The organism is Herbiconiux sp. (assembly GCF_023264895.1).
Lineage (GTDB): Bacteria > Actinomycetota > Actinomycetes > Actinomycetales > Microbacteriaceae > Herbiconiux.
Window position 1 is genome coordinate 1 of sequence record NZ_JAHFUY010000100.1, and the last position, 15,922, is coordinate 15,922.

Genomic DNA, 15,922 nt, shown 5'->3' on the forward strand with positions numbered 1-15,922 from the left:
TCTCGATCACGGCGAGCACGCCCTCGACCACCCAGGAGAAGCCGATCACGAAGGCGAGGGCCACGAGCGCGACGACCTCGTTGCGGATCGCGATGACGCCCGCGACGATGAGCAGCACGCCGAGGATGATGTTGAGCGCGCGCATGCCACCCGAGACGCCCTTGTTCACGATGCCGGCGACCACACGCACGAGCCCCACGATCCAGAAGTAGATCGCGAAGAACAGGGCGATCGTGAACACGATCGCATCCGGGTTGTTGAACGACAGCACGAGCACCACGATGCCGAGCACGAGTGAGAGGATCGCGCGGATCCAGAGGCCGGCCTTGAGCCAGCGGCCGGCGGCGGCGGTGATGTCGCCCTCGAAGAGCCAGAAGCCCGTCGGGTTGATCGTGGGTGTGGTCATGGTGTTCCCCCTTGCGAGATGCCTCACCGTGAGGCGGTCTGTTGCACCACAATCTAGCGCCACTTATGAGCGCGGTGGGAAAGTGCCGGGAGCATGTCGCGGGTGCCGCCGATGTCGGCCGCTGCCCGTATCGTGAGTCGAGCAATCGTCACTTTCGGGGGTGCGGGCAGAAAGCAGTCATGTCGTCATCACCATCGTCGTGGCGGGTCGCGGGTGTCGCGATCCCGCTGATCGCCGTCGCGCTCCTCGGCGGGTGCGCGGCCGGGCCCGGAGCGGCGCCGTCGTCGTCCGCGGCTCCGCCGAGCCCGCTCGAGCCCTATTACTCCGCGCTCTACGGCAGCGGGTCGGAGGAGGAGCAGGCGGCGCAGAACGCCGCGATCCAGGATGCGGTGGCCGCGTGCATGAAGGAGGAGGGGTTCTCCTACACACCGGATCCGTCTCTCGGCTCGGCGTCGTTCAGCACGGAGGACATGGAGATCCCGTGGGGGAGCGAGGAGTTCGCGACGACCTACGGGTACGGGGTCTCGACGCAGGCGTTCGAACAGATGAGTGGATCGGTGGAGTACGAGGACCCGAATCAGGACTACATCGACTCGTTGAGCCCGGGGGAGCAGACCGCATACAGCACGGCGCTGTGGGGTGCACCGCAGGAGGCGCCGGACTCCGACTCGACCGACGAACCCTCGGTCGACGTCTCCGCCGAGTACGACTGGGAGCAGGCGGGCTGCATGGGGGCCGCTCAGCACGAGTTCGGCGACACCGGGTCGACGGATCCGGAGTTCGCCTCGCTCGTGGAGGAGATGGGCGCGATCTGGACGGACGTGCGCGAGGTGCCGGCCGTGGTCGCGGCGGAGAGGGAGTGGTCGGACTGCCTGGCGTCGGCCGGCTTCCCGGGATACGAGACGAAGGACGACCCGGTCAACGACTTCAACGAGCGCTTCGCCTCGCTGCAGGGAGCCGGGACGCCCGAGGAGGCGGGCTCGGCCGGTGAAGGCGGGGCGCCCGACCCGGTCGCGCTCGACGAGCTGAAGGGCGAGGAAATCGCCACCGCCGCCGCCGACTTCGCGTGCGGCGAGTCCACGGGCTACACCGCCACCCTGGAGACCGAGCAGAGGGCCCGCGAGCAGGCCTTCGTCGACGAGCACCGGGAGGCCCTCGACGCCCTCCTGGCCCGACACGGCGGTGAGTGACGGATGCGCACCCTGACCACGACTCGGCTGGCCTCGATCCGGCTGGCGGCGATCCCGCTCGTCCTCGTGCCGATCCTCTGCGGCTGCACCGACACGGGCGGCACTCCGATGTCACCTGCGCCCACGACCGCCGCTGCGCCTGCACCGGCCAGTGCGGGGCCACTGGATCCGTACCTCTCCGTCTTCTACGGTCGTGAATCGGAGAAGGAGAAGATCGCCCGAGACGTCGCACTGCAGAACGCCGTGGCGGCGTGCATGAAGAAGGAGGGGTTCGACTACCAGCCCGACCTCCGCTCCACGGCCGGTGGTGACGAGCTCGCCATCCCCTTCGGCACCGAGGAGTTCGCGCGCACCTACGGCTACGGCGTCTCGAGCGGCCCGTTCCGGTTCACGGATCCCGGCGCGAGTGTCGATCCCAACCAGGAGTACGTGAATTCGCTCAGCGAGGGCGAGCGATCGGCGTACGACGAGGCACTCTGGGGCCTTCCGCAGGGCTCGGGGGAGGGGGTCGCCGCCAGCGGGGAGTCCGCCGACGCGTCCCACCAGTACGAATGGTCGGAAGGTGGCTGCATGGGCGCCGCCGACCACGAGCTCGGATCGGAACCGGAGCCGGACGATCCAGAGCTGCAGTCGCTGCTGATGCTCCTTGAGCGCGAGTACGAGAAGGCCGAGGCAGCGCCCGCCGTGCTCGCGGCCGATGAGGCCTGGTCGGAGTGCATGGCGGAAGCAGGCCATCCAGAGTACGAGAAGAGGAACGAGGCCGCCAGCGACTTCGACCGTCGGTACGGCGAGTTGCTCGGCCCGGACGGGGAGGAACCCGACCCCGCTGCACTCGACGCCCTGCAGTCTGAGGAGATCGCCGTGGCGACGGCCGACTTCGAGTGCGGAGGCGAGGACGGTTACGCGGAAGCGCTGGCCGCCGAGCAGCTCCGGGTGGAGCGGTCGTTCGTGGAGGCACACCGGGAGGAACTCGATGCGCTCGTCGCGCGAATCGGGTCATGAGCAGCCTCGAGGAGCGACGTCTCGAGCGGAGAGGTCTCGCGCGGAGACGTCACGTGCGGAGACGTCACGTGCGGAACGTCCTCGAGCGGAGAGGTCGAGGCGGTCGGCTCCTCCGGGACGGCTGCGCGGGCCGCGGCTCGTGGGGGTGATCGCGATCGTGGCCGTGGTGGCGCTGGGGGCCGGGGTCGCGCTCAGCCGGTTCGTGGTGTCTCCTGCCGAGCTGGCGGCAGCGGCCAGGCCACCGGAAGCGGGGCCCGTGACGGCCCCGATCGAGCGCCGGGTCATCCAGAACACGGTCACCACCCGGGCCGACGTCGCCTACGCCGATGCCGTCGACGTCAAGGTCGACACCACGGGCCTCGGCGGCCCGGCAGTCGTGACCGGGCGCGTCCCCGAGGTCGGCAGCACACTCGAGGCCGGATCGGTGGCGCTCGAGGTGGCCGGGCGGCCACTCCTCGTGCTGCCCGGTGCGCTTCCGGCGTACCGTTCGCTGCGGGCCGGGCTCTCGGGGCCGGACGTGCTCCAGCTCAAGGCCGCCCTCGCCCGCCTCGGCATCGACGCGGGCGACACCACATCGGATGCCTATGATTCCGCGACCGCTGCGGCCGTCGGCGAGCTGTACCGGCGGGCCGGCTACCCGCCGCCCGGGTCGGGCGCCGAGGTGGAGCAGCAGCTCGCCGCCGCTCGGTCGACGGTGCGCGGTGCCGAGGCCGCGGTCGAGCAGGCGGGGGCTGCGGTGTCGGGCGCTGCCGCGGGTCCGTCGACGGCAGCCCGGGTCGAGGCCGACAACCAGGTGCGCGAGGCTCAGCGGGCGCTGGCCGCAGCGGCCGACGCCGTGCCCCGGGAAGACTCTCTGGTCGCGCGGCTCGAAGATGAGCTAGCCCTCGCGCTGGCCAGGCGGGACGACCTCCTGAAGCCACCTCCGACCAGTGCCGAACAGGCGAACCTGGCCGCGGCCAAGGAGCAGCTCGACGACGCCAGGGCCGCCCTCGGGCGCGCCGAAGAGGAGGCGCTGACCGGCCTGCCCTCCGCCGAGGTCGTCTACCTCACGTCCCTTCCCCGCCGCGTGGATGCGGTGACCGCGGAGCGGGGGAGCGTCACGTCGGGCGCGGCGCTCTCGGTCTCCGGCGCCGAGCTCGTGCTCGAGGGCTCGGCGTCCGCTGCCGATGCCGAACTGCTCGCCCCCGGTGCGGCGGCGACCTTCGAGGGAGCCGACGGCGTGGAGCACCCCGCCACCGTCGCCTCTGTCGTGGCTCAGAAGGAGGGGAGCGGAGCAGACGACTCGGCGGAGGGTTCGGCCGGCGGCAAGCGCTTCGATGTCGTCCTCTCGCCGGGCGCACTGACGGATCAGGAACGCGAGTCGCTGAAAGGCACCAACGTGCGTGTCGGCATCCCGGTGCAGTCGACCGATGGCGAGGTTCTCGCGGTGCCCGTCGTGGCTCTCACGGCGGGGCCCGGGGGAGAGGCGCGGATCGAGCTCGCGCCGGACGGGGAGGGCACCGGAGATCCGCCCGCCTCCTCCGACGGCGGCGGAAGCGGATCCGCTCTCGTCGAGGTGGAGGCAGGACTCTCAGCCGGGGGCTTCGTCGAGATCCGCACGACCGATCCGCGGGTGCGCGCCGGCGCCAGGGTCGTGGTCGGCCGATGACGATCAGGGAGCCACGGAGCGACCAGGCGGCGCCGCTGGTGGAGCTGCGTGGTGTGGGACGCTCGTTCGGGTCCGGGCGTGCGGTCACGGCGCTCGCCGGCATCGACCTGCAGCTGCCCGCGGGAGACTACGTCGCCATCACCGGCCCATCCGGTGCCGGCAAGTCGACGGCTCTCAACATCCTGGGCCTGCTCGACCGGCCGACCACGGGGGAGTACCTGTTCGACGGCACGCCGACCGCCGCGCTCGACGACCGGCGGAGGTCGGAGCTGCGCGGCTCGGGGATCGGCTTCGTGTTCCAGTCGTTCCATCTGCTTCCCACTCGGACGGTGCGGGAGAACGTGATGCTCGCCTTCACGTACGGCCGGATCCCGCGGCACGAGCGTGCGACCCGGGCACGGACGGCGCTCGAGCGGGTGGGTCTCGGGCACCGGCTGGAGGCGTTCCCGGCCACGCTCTCGGGTGGTGAGCGGCAGCGGGTAGCGATCGCCCGAGCCGTCTGCACCGATCCGCGGCTCCTGCTGGCCGACGAGCCCACCGGCAATCTCGACCGCGCCAATGCCGACGCGGTCCTGGCGCTCTTCGACGACCTGCACGCGGACGGCCTCACGATCGTCGTCATCACCCACGATCCCGAGGTGGCGGCACGCGCCCGCCGCCGCGTCGTCATCACCGACGGCCGACTCCGCGAGACCCCGATGAGTGAGATCGACCGATGACGAGAACAGCACGGTTCGACCTCCGCGATCTGGTCGCCGAGGTGCTCGAGGGCGTGGGCGCGCGGCCGCTCCGGCTGTTCGTGAGCCTCCTCGGCACGGTCGTGGGCATCGGCGCACTCGTGCTCACGGTCGGGCTCGGGCAGACCGCCGGTGGCCAGCTCGACGCGCACTTCGACTCGGTGGCGGCCGAGCACGCCGAGATCACCCCGCAGAAGAAGCAGGGCGCCGACGGTGAGGAGCGCGCCGCCGCCGTGCTGCCCGACGACTCGGTCGATCGGGTGCGGCGGCTGGCCGGGGTGCTCGCCGCGGCCACCCTCACCGCGCTCCCCACCGGCGGCCTCCGGGTGAGCGCCGTGCCCGTGCACGACCCCTCCGAGCCGGAGACGACCCCGCCGCCGGTGTACGCCAGCTCGGGCGAGCTGGTGGAGGCGATCGGAGCCCGTCTCGTCGCGGGTCGTGCCTTCGACGAGGGCCATGACGCCCGGGGGGACCGGGTTGCGATCCTCGGGGCCGATGCGGCGACGGCTCTCGGCATCCGGCGCCTGGAGGCGCAACCGTCGGTGTTCCTCGGCGACCGCAGCTACACGGTCATCGGCATCCTGGGGAAGTCGGCTACTCAGGCGCACCTGGCCGCAGCCGTGATCATCCCCACCGGCGCGGCCCGCCGAGATTTCCCCGCGATTCCTGCGGATCTCGTCGCCCTGCACCTCGACCGCTCCGCCGGCGAGCTCGTCTCTCGGCAGGCGCCCATCGCCCTCGACCCGAACGAGCCCGACGTCTTCACCGTGGCGGCTCCCAGCCGACCGACCGCCCTGCAGAACGAGGTCGGAGACGACCTCGACATCGTCTTCGTCGCCATCGGCCTCATCACCCTGCTGGCCGGCGGACTTGGCATCGCGAACGTGACCACGCTGAGCGTCTCCGAGCGCACGGGCGAGATCGGCCTGCGGCGTGCTCTCGGCGCCACGCGTCGACAGATCGGTGCGCAGTTCGTGACGGAATCCGTGGTCGTGGGCGCACTCGGGGGAGTGGTCGGGGTGGCCCTGGCGGTGCTCGCGATCGTGGCGGTGTCGGCGCTTCGCGGCTGGACGCCCGTGCTCGATCTCCCGCTGGCCTTCGGCTGTGCGGCGCTGGGTGCCGCGGTGGGCCTGGCCGCGGGCGCGTATCCTGCCGCGAAGGCCGCGCGAACCGAGCCCGCCGATGCGCTGCGCGTGTCGTGAGCACTACTCTGATGCCGGGGTGAGCGATGAAGACCGATTTCAAGAAGACCCTCGACTGCTACCGGGCCGGCAGACCGGGGGAGTTCCGGGTGCTCGAGGTGCCCGAACTCACCTATCTCGCCATCGACGGCCACGGCGATCCGAACGCCGCTCCGGAGTTCACCGCGGCCCTCGAGGCGCTCTATCCTCTGGCCTACAAGCTCAAGTTCATGAGCAAGGCTCAGCTGGGCCGCGACTACGTCGTGATGCCACTGGAAGGCCTCTGGTCGGCGGATGACATGGCGTCGTTCACGACGGCCCGGGACAAGTCGGCTTGGGCATGGACGCTGCTGATGATGGTGCCGGACTGGATCACGCAGCCGATGCTCGACGACGCGCGCGGAATCGTTATGTCAACAGCCTCGGCCGCAGCGGCATCGGCGGCCGGATCGGTCCGGTTGCAGACGCTCCAGGAGAAGACCTGCGTGCAGACGCTCCACATCGGAAGCTACGACGACGAGGCGCCCGTGCTGCAGCGCCTCCACGACGAGGTCATCCCGGAGCTCGGCTACCGGATGCGCGGCCTCCACCACGAGATCTACCTGAGCGACGCCCGCCGCGTCGAACCGGCCCGCCGCCGCACCCTTCTCCGCCAGCCGGTCACGCGCTGATAATGCCCATTATGTCAACACGAACGCCGCCAACCTGATTTGCTGCAATGACGGCGAGTGGTTGACTGAAGGTGTGGGCCACGGCGCGCGCTCCGGAAGTCTCTCGATCAAGCATCAGGAAAGCAGACCTTCATGACCCACACCGACTCGCCCTGTCAGGCCGTCACCACGGCCTACCCCGTCGTGGGTCTCGCCGGATTCTCCAGCCCCTTGTACGTGCTCGTCGCATGATCCAGATCTTCTTCGTCGAGTGCCGTATGTCCCCCAACGAGCCCGTCGCATGATCGAGCTGCGAGTCGGCCGACGTCGTCGTCGTGCTGGGCGCAGAAGCAAAGGTGGATCAGATTCCCGGGGCCCGTTTTGAGACGTGGATCAGTGACGACCCCTCGGAACGAGGCATCGAGGGCATGGACCGGATGCGGCTCGTCCGGGACGACATTCGCTCCCGCGTGGTGGAGCTGCGCGGCCGCGTTTAAGCGCTCTGAGAGCGAACATTTGCGGCGGTAGTACGACACCAGTCCCTCGTGAGCAAACTCGACAAGCGCGGAATCGTTCAATCTTCCATATGTACATCAGACACTGTATAGTCACTGTATGCTGACTATTGCGAGTCGACTTGATGTCATGAACCGGTTGGGCCGAGCTATGGCCGATCACACCCGCTCACGCATTCTGTTGACACTCCTTGATGCGCCGAGCTACCCAGCCGTGCTCGCTCGAGAACTAGGACTCTCTCGGTCGAATGTTTCGAACCACCTCACCTGCTTGAATGACTGCGGAATCGTCGTGGCCGAGCCGGAGGGGCGGCAGACGCGGTACGAGATCGCTGACCCGCATCTGGCGCGAGCACTCATAGCGCTCGTGGACGTCACCCTGGCGGTCGACGCGCACGCACCATGCCTGGATCCGTCGTGCGACGCCGCGGGTTCCTGCGGCACAGCTAACTGACCAACCTCGTTTCGACCCGACCTGACGCCGTTGCGCGTCGGCGAATCTTCTTAGTTCGACCCGACGCCCGCCGTGTGCGGATGTTCGCTACCCGACGCCCGGAGGGCTCATGCTGACCACCATCCTGACCGCCGTGGGCCTGTTTGCGGCCACCAACATCGATGACATCGTTGTTCTCACAGTCCTGTTCCTCGCGTCGACTCGCGGCCGACCACGACCGTGGCAGATCATCACCGGGCAGTACCTCGGATTCATCACCCTGGTCATCATCAGTGTGATCGCCGCGTTGGGGCTGACCATCATCCCGGACGAGTGGGTCGGCTTCCTCGGCCTTATCCCGCTCGGTATCGGCGTCTACACCCTGATCAAGGGGCTGCGCCGTCACGACGATGACGATGACGATGACGATGACGACAAGATCACCGCCGTGGGTCTTTTCGGGGTGGCTGGAATCACCATCGCGAACGGCGCCGACAACATCTCGATCTACACGCCCGTCTTCCGCACGAACAGTGTTGGAGATACGGTCACCATGATCATCGTGTTCCTGCTCCTGGTGGCTGTCTGGTGCGCTGCCGGCAAGCTGATCGGCACGAACAAGACGATCACCGAAAAGCTCGAGCGTGTCGAACACTGGCTCGTACCGGTCGTGTTCATCGGACTCGGCCTGTTCATCCTCATCGAATCCGGCGTGGTTCCGCGCCTCATTGGAGCACTCACATGACCCGGCCTGTCGACACCGTGACGACTCGGCGATGGCTGTTGCCGGTAGCAGCAATCGCGTTAGGCGCAGGCGTGGTGGCCATCGATCAGGCGTCCAAGTGGTGGGCCGAAGCTAATCTGTCTCGAACCGAGCGCATCCCTCTACTCGGCGACCTCCTGGGCCTCCAGCTGGCTTACAACCCGGGGGCCGCGTTCTCCCTCGGAGAGAACGCGACCTGGATCTTCACCGTTCTATCTGTCGTGGCGGCCGTTGTGGCGCTGGTTTTCGCATTCAGGATTCGCCGCACCTCGTGGGCGATCGTTGTTGGTCTCCTCGGGGGTGCAGCCACATCGCACGCCATCGACCGGTTGTTCCGAGCACCCTCGTTCGGCAATGGCCACGTGGTCGACTTCCTGGCCTACGGGAACTGGTTCATCGGCAATATCGCCGACATCGTGATCTTCAGCGGCGCCATCACAGCGGTTCTCATCGGACTCCGGTCTCCCTCAGCAGCACCACATTCCACCACCCGAAAATGAACTGGCTCTCGGGCGGATCAGTACAGGCCACTGCTCGCTAACGAACGGTCGGTTGGCGCCGCGGCCTACGCCGGCGATCAGATCGGATGAGTCGCGGAACAAGTCGCACGAAAACCACCATGCCAATGAGCTCGACTAGCGTCTGGGTGACCACTACGACAGGAGCGATCGCAAGGGCTCCGGGTAAGGCAAGTGCGAGGGGAAGAACAACCAGAGAGTTTCTGGTTGAGCCACTGAATACAAGCGCGCGGGTTGCCGGCACATCGAGCTGGAAAAGCTTGCCCGCCACCCGACCAACGAGAGCCATGATCACGAGAAACGCCGCGTAGATCGGCACCAGGACGAGCAGCTGCCGGGCGACGGCGGCAACAGCGCCCGCCTGTGACGCCACGACCGTGAAGAGCGTGGCGACCATCAGCGGAACCATGAGGGCCAGCATGCTCCGCTCGATAAGGCGCCCGAATCGGTGCTGGCGGGCGAGCCACTGGGTTGCCGCGGCTGCGGTGAGTGGAACGACGATCAGCAGCAGGAAGGCGCGCGCGAACGGTCCTACCTCGACAACGGCGACTCCTGCCGGCCCGATGAATATCAGCAGGTACAGCGGGAGGAGCAGGATCTGGGCGAGCATCAGCAGTGGGGCTGCAGCGAGCAGTCGTTCTGACGCGGCGCCGGCGAGGCCGGCGAACACGATCACGTAGTCGATGCACGGGGTGAGCAGCACCAGGAGCACGCCAAAGAGCAGCGCCGGGTTGTCTGCGACGAATCTCGACAGGCCGAAGACCACGACTGGGACGATGACGAAGTTCACCACACCGACCGCGGCGAGGAACCGACCGTCGCGGAGCGCCCGGCCGATGGCGGCGAAGGGCACTCCGAGGAACGTGGCGAACAGCAGAAGAGCCAGCACCGGTTCGATTGCCACCTCAAGCTGGTGGGCCGCGGGCAGCAGCAGACCAACAGCGCCGCCGACTGCGATTGCGGTCAGGTAGACGGCTATCTGATGGCGTTCCAGGCGAGCGACGAGGGCCGTCATGCGCGGGCAGGCAGAGTCTGAGTCACGGACGTCAACGGTAAACGTTCGAGTCGCTTGAAGGTCAAGTCGACTCTGGCGAAGTAGGGTCGCCGCATGCGTATCTCAGAGGTCAGCCGCCGCAGCGGAGTCAGCGCTTCGGCGCTGCGTTACTACGAGAGCATCGGACTCATCAGCCCGCAGCGTGCTCGCAACGGCTACAGGGACTACGACGCCGAGGTGCTGAGCCGGTTGGATCTCATCGAGGCGAGCAAGGAACTGGGGCTGCCACTTGGAGACATCGGTAGGCACCTGAGATCGCAAGAGGCCGACTCCTGCACGGAAGTGCGGGACAAGCTCCGCCCTCTCCTGATCGAGCGAATGCGGCTGATCGATGAGAAGCGTGCACGGCTGGATTCACTGCGAGCCCGACTCGATGGCGCCGACCGCGGCCTGGCCAACTGCCCGGACAGTGACGACCACTGCTCGACCGAATGCGTCTTCCGTGCTCTAGAGCACTCGCTATCGACCCCAGGCGTCGATACGGATGCGCTTTAGACCAGGCTTGCGATGAGGCTCTGCACTCGTGCCTTGATGTCGTTCCGGACTTCACGGACGACATCGACGGATTGCCCGGCGGGGTCGGTGAGTTCCCAGTCCTCGTAGCGCTTTCCGGGAAAGATCGGGCAGGCGTCGCCGCAGCCCATCGTGATGACAGCGTCGGCCTGACGGACGAGGATTTGAGGTCTGGCACCAGTCAAATCGATGCCCTCCTCGTCCATTACTGCCACGGCGGCGGAATTCACCGCGTAGCCTGCCTGGCTGCCGGCGGAGAACACATTGAGGCGGTCACCGGCGAGAGAGCGGAGGTATCCGGCGGCCATCTGCGATCGGCCGGCGTTGTGAACGCAGACGAACAGGACTGCGGGTTTTGTGACGGTGGCGTCGGTCATGGCCTGCCAGTGGCGAGACAATCCTCATCAAACGCCGTTCACCGGAGGCCGAGAGATAGACCTGAACGCGTCACATCTTGCGCCGGGATCGTTCGCGACGCCGATCGAACCACGCTTCGATTCGAATGCGCAGGCGCATGAACGGACGTTCGACAGCCCAGTAGAGGAGCTGGGCCGCAGCGATTGAAAGGACGAGGCCTATTGCGTCAGTGAGAGGAGGCGCGTCGACCGTGGGTGTAATCAGGGCGAGAACTGTCTTATGCAGTAGATAGATCGAGAACGAAAGCACCCCGATGCGCACGGCGACTCTGCTGTTGAGTATTCGACCGACACGCCCCTGTGGTCGAGTGATGACGAACCAGAAGACGGGGGCGAGAGCTATTCCCTGAATAGTGCCGGCGATGCTCAGCTCGAAGGCCATGGACGGCACGACGGAGCTGACTGCAATGATGATCGCTGCCGCGCCGGCGACCAGCGGAAGGTGCCTGGCCGTCCATCTCCCGAGCCGGCCGGACAGTCTGAGGCGATCGCCCATGGCCGGGTTCAACAACAGTGCTAAGGCAGCGCCCCACAGGATCGCATCGACGCGCGTGTCGGTCGAGTTGTAGATCCGCTCGAACGTCGCGCCGTTCAGCCCAAGGATGATACGCCAGATGGGTACGGCCAGGGCAACCACGACGATGACTCGGCCGATCAGGACGCGGCCGGCGCCGGCTCTGTACGCGAGAAGGAGGAGGAGTGGAACGACAAGGTAGTACTGCTCCTCGACGGCGAGCGACCAGAGCTGGCTTGTCTCGGGGGGTAGACCTGTGTCGCCGTTGAAGGCGATGTAGTAGTTGGTGACGTTGAGGAATTCCGCAGCCACGCCCCACCCGGTGACCGCGGCGGGAAGAACTCCGGTGGCCGCCAGGAGCAGTGCCAGGAGGATTGTGACGTATGCGGCGGGGAGGATGCGGAATGCTCGGCGCAGGTAGAAGCGCCCGAGTCCGATTGTTCTGGAGGATTCGAACTCACGGCGCAGCAGGGTGGTGATCAGGTATCCGCTGAGGAAGAAGAAGATGGTCACGCCGAGATGGCCTGGCCAGAATCCTTGGTCGGTGGTGCCGTGGCCGACGAACACGATTAGGACCGCGATCGCACGAAGCCCATCCATGGAGGGAATGCGAGTGCTTGTTGGTGCGGGAGCACTGGTGCTCGAGCGTAGGTGGGGCGATGAGGTGCCGGCGTGGATTGCCACGAGAGAAGTCCTCGATCTCAAACGAATTGGGTCAGCATGGTGCGACCCGGAAGCGGTCGGGAAGGCGCCGTCGCAGGAGCTCCATTGGGAGGCGCGGCGTTTGGGCGAGTGAGCCTCGCAGCCATGCAGTGAGCAGGTTACGAGGAGACCGGTTCTACGTTCGGTTGATCGACAGGGCGATCAGTGACGGCGGCGAGGCAGAGCTTGCCCCCACAGGATCGTTGGCCGCTCGACGATCGACGGTGTCGTGCGTGACATGCTCGGAGGAGCTGGGCAGGGCGCCGACATCGGCGCCCTTGAGATCTGGGGCCCGATATCTCAGTGTCGAGTCGTGATCGATCTGGGGGTGGGCCAGATCGCCCACCTGGGCTCGAATGTCTCCGATTGCGCTACTACTGGGTGCTGCGTCCGGTTCAGCGGTCGTCACGACATGTACAGAGCTGGCTGAGGTGTGCACGGGCACAACGTGAACGAAGACGGCTGTTGCCACGACGGCGATGGCGGTGAGGATCACGGCCACGACTCCGCCGTGGCGCAGGCGCAGCGAAAACTGATTGCGCACTATCACTCCCTCTTCATCCATCTATAGTTCAGGGATTTTGCTGTGACAGCGAGGTCGGGGTGGGGCTGACACGACACTCTCAGGCTATGGCGGCTGGAATCAACACAAGCCGGTGGCGGTTGAGAGCGCAGTTTGGAGTTCAGAGCTGAGTTCGTCGACTCGTCTCTGGTCGATGGTCTCCCCCGCCTCCATCGCTTGGGCCTGCTCGATGAGGCCGTCGATTGCAGTGCTGGCCGTGTCGGCGGCGGTGGAGGCGGCGCCCTCAGCTGTTTGGCTCGCGACAGTGTCGAGAAGTACCTTTGCGGCCTGCAAATTCTTGTCGGCCGCAGCCGGGTCGACCAGGATGTCGGCAACTGCCGTTTGGACATCTGCGGCCACCTGCTCGAGGACCGGAGTGATGACTGTGCAGGCGGCATCTCCGGCCTCCTGCGCAACCATCTCACCGACGGAGGAGCATCCGGCCAGGAGTGCACCACTGAACGCTACCGTCGCAATCGCTGCCGCGATCCGGCCGGTTCGGGAGATGATCATCGGGGTCCTTTTCGTGGGGCGTCGGATTGTGGGGCGACATTCGGGGCGAATCACACCTGTGGCTACGGGGAGATCGAAAGGACGATGAAGGTGGCGAAGATCACCAGATGAACGCCACCTTGGAGGCGAGTGGCTTTTCCCGGCACGAGCGTCAGTGTGCTGACGACCACGGTCAAGATGAAGAGGGTGATTTGGGTGGGTCCGAGGCCAAGAATCAAGGAGCCCTCGAACCAGAAGGTGGAAATGGCGATCACCGGGATGGTGAGTCCGATGCTGGCCATGGCGGACCCCAAGGCGAGGTTGTAGCTCGTCTGGATTTCGTTTCGCCGCGCCGCCCGCAGGGCTGCGATGCTTTCGGGCAGCAGCACCAGGATTGCGATGATGACGCCCACGAAGGATGGCGGGAATCCGACAGCTGCCACCGCGGCTTCGATCGAGGGTGATTCGAGTTTCGCTAATCCGACGACTGCAATCAGCGAGATCAACAGCAAGCCGAGGCTGATCAAGGTCTGGGCGATAGACGGGATGTGCGCTCTCCCCTGGGTGACGGGGGCTGAGACGATCTTCTTGACCGGCACGAACATTTCTCGGTGGCTCACGGTCTGGATTCCGACGAATATGCCATAGAGAACGAGGGATGCAATAGCCACGAATACGAGCTGGCTCGTTGTGAATACCGGCCCCTCAGCGGACGTGAACGTGGGAAGAACGAGCCCCAGGGTGGCGAGCGCGGTGACTGTCGCGAGTGCGGCACCAGTTCCTTCGGCGTTGAACTTCACGATCCCGTGCTTGAACGTCCCAATCACGAGGGCGAGGCCGACGATTCCGTTCATGGTGATCATCACGGCGGCGAACACGGTGTCGCGTGCAAGCGTCGCCGCGCCGGGCCCTCCAGCACTGACAAGGGTGACAATCAAGGCGACCTCGATCGCCGTGACCGAGATTGCAAGGACCAGGGAGCCGAACGGCTCGCCCACGCGATGAGCGATGACTTCTGCGTGATACACCGCGACGAGCACAGCAGCGGCAAGCACGATGGCGACCAGGACGACCAGCCCGCCATCGAGTTTTTGGCCCCAGAACGCCGCGAGCGTGACACCGGCAACAATCGGGATGCCGGTACTCAGCCAGGTCTTATACGCCGCAGGCTTGGGCGCTTGGGTCTTAGGCACAATCTCGTTTCGGTTGGGATCGGGTGATCTATGAACGAGTGCTCATATGTTCATACGATCTCTCAACCATCTGGAGAAGCTCTGAGCGTACACGCGAACATGTACTGTATAGGTCTCCGCTCATCTGGGACCGTGTGACGCGGGGTATCCTCGAGCTCATGCCTCTCGCAGTGCCCGGCAAACCCTCCGGAAGAGCACCCTTTTCGGCGCCTACGGTTGACCCCGAGCACGTCGATGCTGTGCGGGCGACGATGCCGGAACCAGCGGACATCGCGGATCTGGCGGATGTCTTTGGTCTCCTGGGAGATCCGAACCGAGTGCGACTGCTGATCGCGCTGCTGGATGGCCCGATGTGCGTTCGCGATCTTGCTGCAGCGATCCGCCTCAGCGAGTCAGCGGTCTCGCACGCTCTGCGTCTTCTGCGAGCTCATCGCGTCGTCGATGTCCGCCGCGATGGCCGGGTGGCCTTCTATGAGATTGCTGATTCGCACGTGCAGCATCTGCTTGAGATCGGACTGGAGCATGTGGGCCATACGGAGCTGATGCACCCCACTCCCCTATCGCCCGCCGAGGTCCGCATTGATTAAATACAGCTTTCGCTGTATGGTCAGCGTGTGCTGACTATTGCTTCACGTCTAGACATCACGAACCGCCTCGGTCGTGCGATGGCCGATCCTACCCGTTCCCGCATTCTGTTGAGCCTGATCCAACAGCCTGGCCACCCGGCCGAGCTGGCCCGAGATCTCGAACTCACCCGTTCGAACGTGTCCAATCATCTGACCTGTCTGCGCGGGTGCGGCATCGTGGCCGCGATCCCCGAAGGGCGGCAGACCCGTTACGAGATCGCCGACCCTCATCTGACGAAGTCGCTTCTTGCCTTGATGGATGTCGTCCTCGCCGTCGACGACGGTATCGAATGCGCGGATGAGAACTGCGATGTACCGCTGTGCTGCGGAGCGGAGGTCGCCCGGTGAGCAAGGAATGCTGCGGACCCGAAGATCGCACGCCGTTATCGATCGGTCGGCGACCAGGCTTCACCCTCACCGGTGCCGGCAGTGCCGGGACGGGTGACGCCTGCACCCACGACAGCCCAGCTGGCCTTCCGAGCCACGGTCACGACGAGCACGATCATGCCGGCGGCGAAAGCGAAGAGCTAACTCCGTGGTGGAAGGACCGGCATCTGCTCGTCCCGATCGCCGCCGGGGTGCTCCTGGCGGTCGGCTACGCGTTGGAATGGTCCGGGGTTGGCGTCACGGCAACGATCGTGCTCGCGCTGAGCCTCATTGCGGGCGCCTCAACCTTCGTGCCGGGCGCCGTTCGTCGTCTCCTCCGCCGTCGACTCGGCGTTGGTTTACTGATGACAATCGCAGCGGTCGGCGCCGTACTGCTGGGTTACGTCGGCGAGGCGGCCGCGCTGGCGTTCCTGTTCTCGA

19 protein-coding genes and 2 pseudogenes are annotated in these 15,922 nt (G+C 66.3%); 14 read left to right on the forward strand and 7 right to left on the reverse strand.

The window, feature by feature from the left end:
- The coding region (locus tag Q0D57_RS16315) for a DUF308 domain-containing protein (RefSeq protein ID WP_291045991.1) at nt 1–406 on the reverse strand (406 nt) is incomplete at its 3' end.
- A gap of 179 nt (nt 407–585) precedes the next feature.
- On the opposite strand from Q0D57_RS16315, the gene Q0D57_RS16320 reads away from it, so the two are divergent.
- From Q0D57_RS16320 to Q0D57_RS16365, 10 genes and pseudogenes are all read left to right on the forward strand, one after another.
- On the forward strand, nt 586–1,596 hold the full coding sequence (locus Q0D57_RS16320; protein WP_291045994.1) for a hypothetical protein: 1,011 nt from the start codon (nt 586–588) through the stop codon (nt 1,594–1,596).
- 3 nt (nt 1,597–1,599) lie between these two features.
- Nucleotides 1,600–2,598: a hypothetical protein gene (locus Q0D57_RS16325; protein WP_291045996.1), complete on the forward strand. Its 999-nt coding sequence runs from the start codon at nt 1,600–1,602 to the stop codon at nt 2,596–2,598.
- 145 nt (nt 2,599–2,743) lie between these two features.
- Entirely contained in the window at nt 2,744–4,246 is a 1,503-nt protein-coding gene (locus Q0D57_RS16330; RefSeq protein WP_291045998.1) for a peptidoglycan-binding domain-containing protein, read from the forward strand.
- Nucleotides 4,243–4,965 (forward strand): ABC transporter ATP-binding protein, encoded by a 723-nt coding sequence (locus Q0D57_RS16335; protein WP_291046000.1) that lies wholly within the window; start codon nt 4,243–4,245, stop codon nt 4,963–4,965. The genes Q0D57_RS16330 and Q0D57_RS16335 overlap by 4 nt, the downstream gene beginning before the upstream one ends.
- The gene (locus Q0D57_RS16340) at nt 4,962–6,185 is read left to right on the forward strand and encodes an ABC transporter permease (RefSeq protein ID WP_291046002.1); all 1,224 of its coding nucleotides are present in this window, start codon (nt 4,962–4,964) and stop codon (nt 6,183–6,185) included. The genes Q0D57_RS16335 and Q0D57_RS16340 overlap by 4 nt, the downstream gene beginning before the upstream one ends.
- A 26-nt stretch (nt 6,186–6,211) precedes the next feature.
- A complete protein-coding gene (locus Q0D57_RS16345; protein ID WP_291046003.1) occupies nt 6,212–6,835 on the forward strand; it encodes a GyrI-like domain-containing protein in 624 nt (207 codons plus the stop codon).
- 296 nt (nt 6,836–7,131) lie between these two features.
- Nucleotides 7,132–7,311: pseudogene (locus Q0D57_RS16350) on the forward strand (low molecular weight phosphatase family protein); the annotation flags it as partial.
- A gap of 118 nt (nt 7,312–7,429) precedes the next feature.
- Nucleotides 7,430–7,783 (forward strand): winged helix-turn-helix domain-containing protein, encoded by a 354-nt coding sequence (locus Q0D57_RS16355; protein ID WP_291046005.1) that lies wholly within the window; start codon nt 7,430–7,432, stop codon nt 7,781–7,783.
- Nucleotides 7,784–7,892: 109 nt separating this feature from the next.
- Nucleotides 7,893–8,507 carry a cadmium resistance transporter gene (locus Q0D57_RS16360; RefSeq protein WP_291046006.1) on the forward strand — a complete coding sequence of 205 codons (615 nt, stop codon included), beginning with the start codon at nt 7,893–7,895 and terminating at the stop codon, nt 8,505–8,507.
- Between the two features lie 71 nt (nt 8,508–8,578).
- Nucleotides 8,579–9,025 (forward strand): signal peptidase II, encoded by a 447-nt coding sequence (locus tag Q0D57_RS16365; protein ID WP_291046008.1) that lies wholly within the window; start codon nt 8,579–8,581, stop codon nt 9,023–9,025.
- A gap of 37 nt (nt 9,026–9,062) precedes the next feature.
- Here the strand turns inward: Q0D57_RS16365 and Q0D57_RS16370 are convergent, their stop codons facing one another.
- Entirely contained in the window at nt 9,063–10,058 is a 996-nt protein-coding gene (locus tag Q0D57_RS16370; protein WP_291046013.1) for a bile acid:sodium symporter, read from the reverse strand.
- 93 nt (nt 10,059–10,151) lie between these two features.
- Between Q0D57_RS16370 and Q0D57_RS16375 the strand changes: the two genes are divergently transcribed.
- The gene (locus tag Q0D57_RS16375) at nt 10,152–10,592 is read left to right on the forward strand and encodes a MerR family transcriptional regulator (RefSeq protein ID WP_291046016.1); all 441 of its coding nucleotides are present in this window, start codon (nt 10,152–10,154) and stop codon (nt 10,590–10,592) included.
- Here the strand turns inward: Q0D57_RS16375 and Q0D57_RS16380 are convergent.
- The 5 genes from Q0D57_RS16380 to Q0D57_RS16400 form a co-directional block, all read right to left on the reverse strand.
- Nucleotides 10,589–10,987: an arsenate reductase ArsC gene (locus Q0D57_RS16380; RefSeq protein ID WP_291046018.1), complete on the reverse strand. Its 399-nt coding sequence runs from the start codon at nt 10,985–10,987 to the stop codon at nt 10,589–10,591. The genes Q0D57_RS16375 and Q0D57_RS16380 overlap by 4 nt on opposite strands.
- A gap of 70 nt (nt 10,988–11,057) precedes the next feature.
- Complete coding sequence (locus Q0D57_RS16385) at nt 11,058–12,140, reverse strand: acyltransferase (RefSeq protein WP_291046020.1); 1,083 nt, start codon at nt 12,138–12,140, stop codon at nt 11,058–11,060.
- A 238-nt stretch (nt 12,141–12,378) separates the two neighbouring features.
- Entirely contained in the window at nt 12,379–12,807 is a 429-nt protein-coding gene (locus tag Q0D57_RS16390) for a hypothetical protein (RefSeq protein WP_291046022.1), read from the reverse strand.
- 78 nt (nt 12,808–12,885) lie between these two features.
- Nucleotides 12,886–13,317 (reverse strand): hypothetical protein, encoded by a 432-nt coding sequence (locus Q0D57_RS16395; protein ID WP_291046026.1) that lies wholly within the window; start codon nt 13,315–13,317, stop codon nt 12,886–12,888.
- A gap of 62 nt (nt 13,318–13,379) precedes the next feature.
- Nucleotides 13,380–14,489, reverse strand: a complete 1,110-nt coding sequence (locus Q0D57_RS16400; RefSeq protein WP_291046029.1) for an ionic transporter y4hA — start codon at nt 14,487–14,489, stop codon at nt 13,380–13,382.
- 158 nt (nt 14,490–14,647) lie between these two features.
- On the opposite strand from Q0D57_RS16400, the gene Q0D57_RS16405 reads away from it, so the two are divergent.
- The 3 genes and pseudogenes from Q0D57_RS16405 to Q0D57_RS16415 all read left to right on the forward strand — a co-directional run.
- Nucleotides 14,648–15,076: a metalloregulator ArsR/SmtB family transcription factor gene (locus tag Q0D57_RS16405; RefSeq protein WP_291046031.1), complete on the forward strand. Its 429-nt coding sequence runs from the start codon at nt 14,648–14,650 to the stop codon at nt 15,074–15,076.
- Between the two features lie 27 nt (nt 15,077–15,103).
- Nucleotides 15,104–15,463, forward strand: coding sequence for a metalloregulator ArsR/SmtB family transcription factor (locus tag Q0D57_RS16410; protein WP_291046032.1), 360 nt, complete (start codon nt 15,104–15,106; stop codon nt 15,461–15,463).
- Nucleotides 15,460–15,922 (forward strand): annotated as a pseudogene (locus Q0D57_RS16415) (cation-transporting P-type ATPase); the annotation flags it as partial. The gene Q0D57_RS16410 and the pseudogene Q0D57_RS16415, both read left to right, overlap by 4 nt.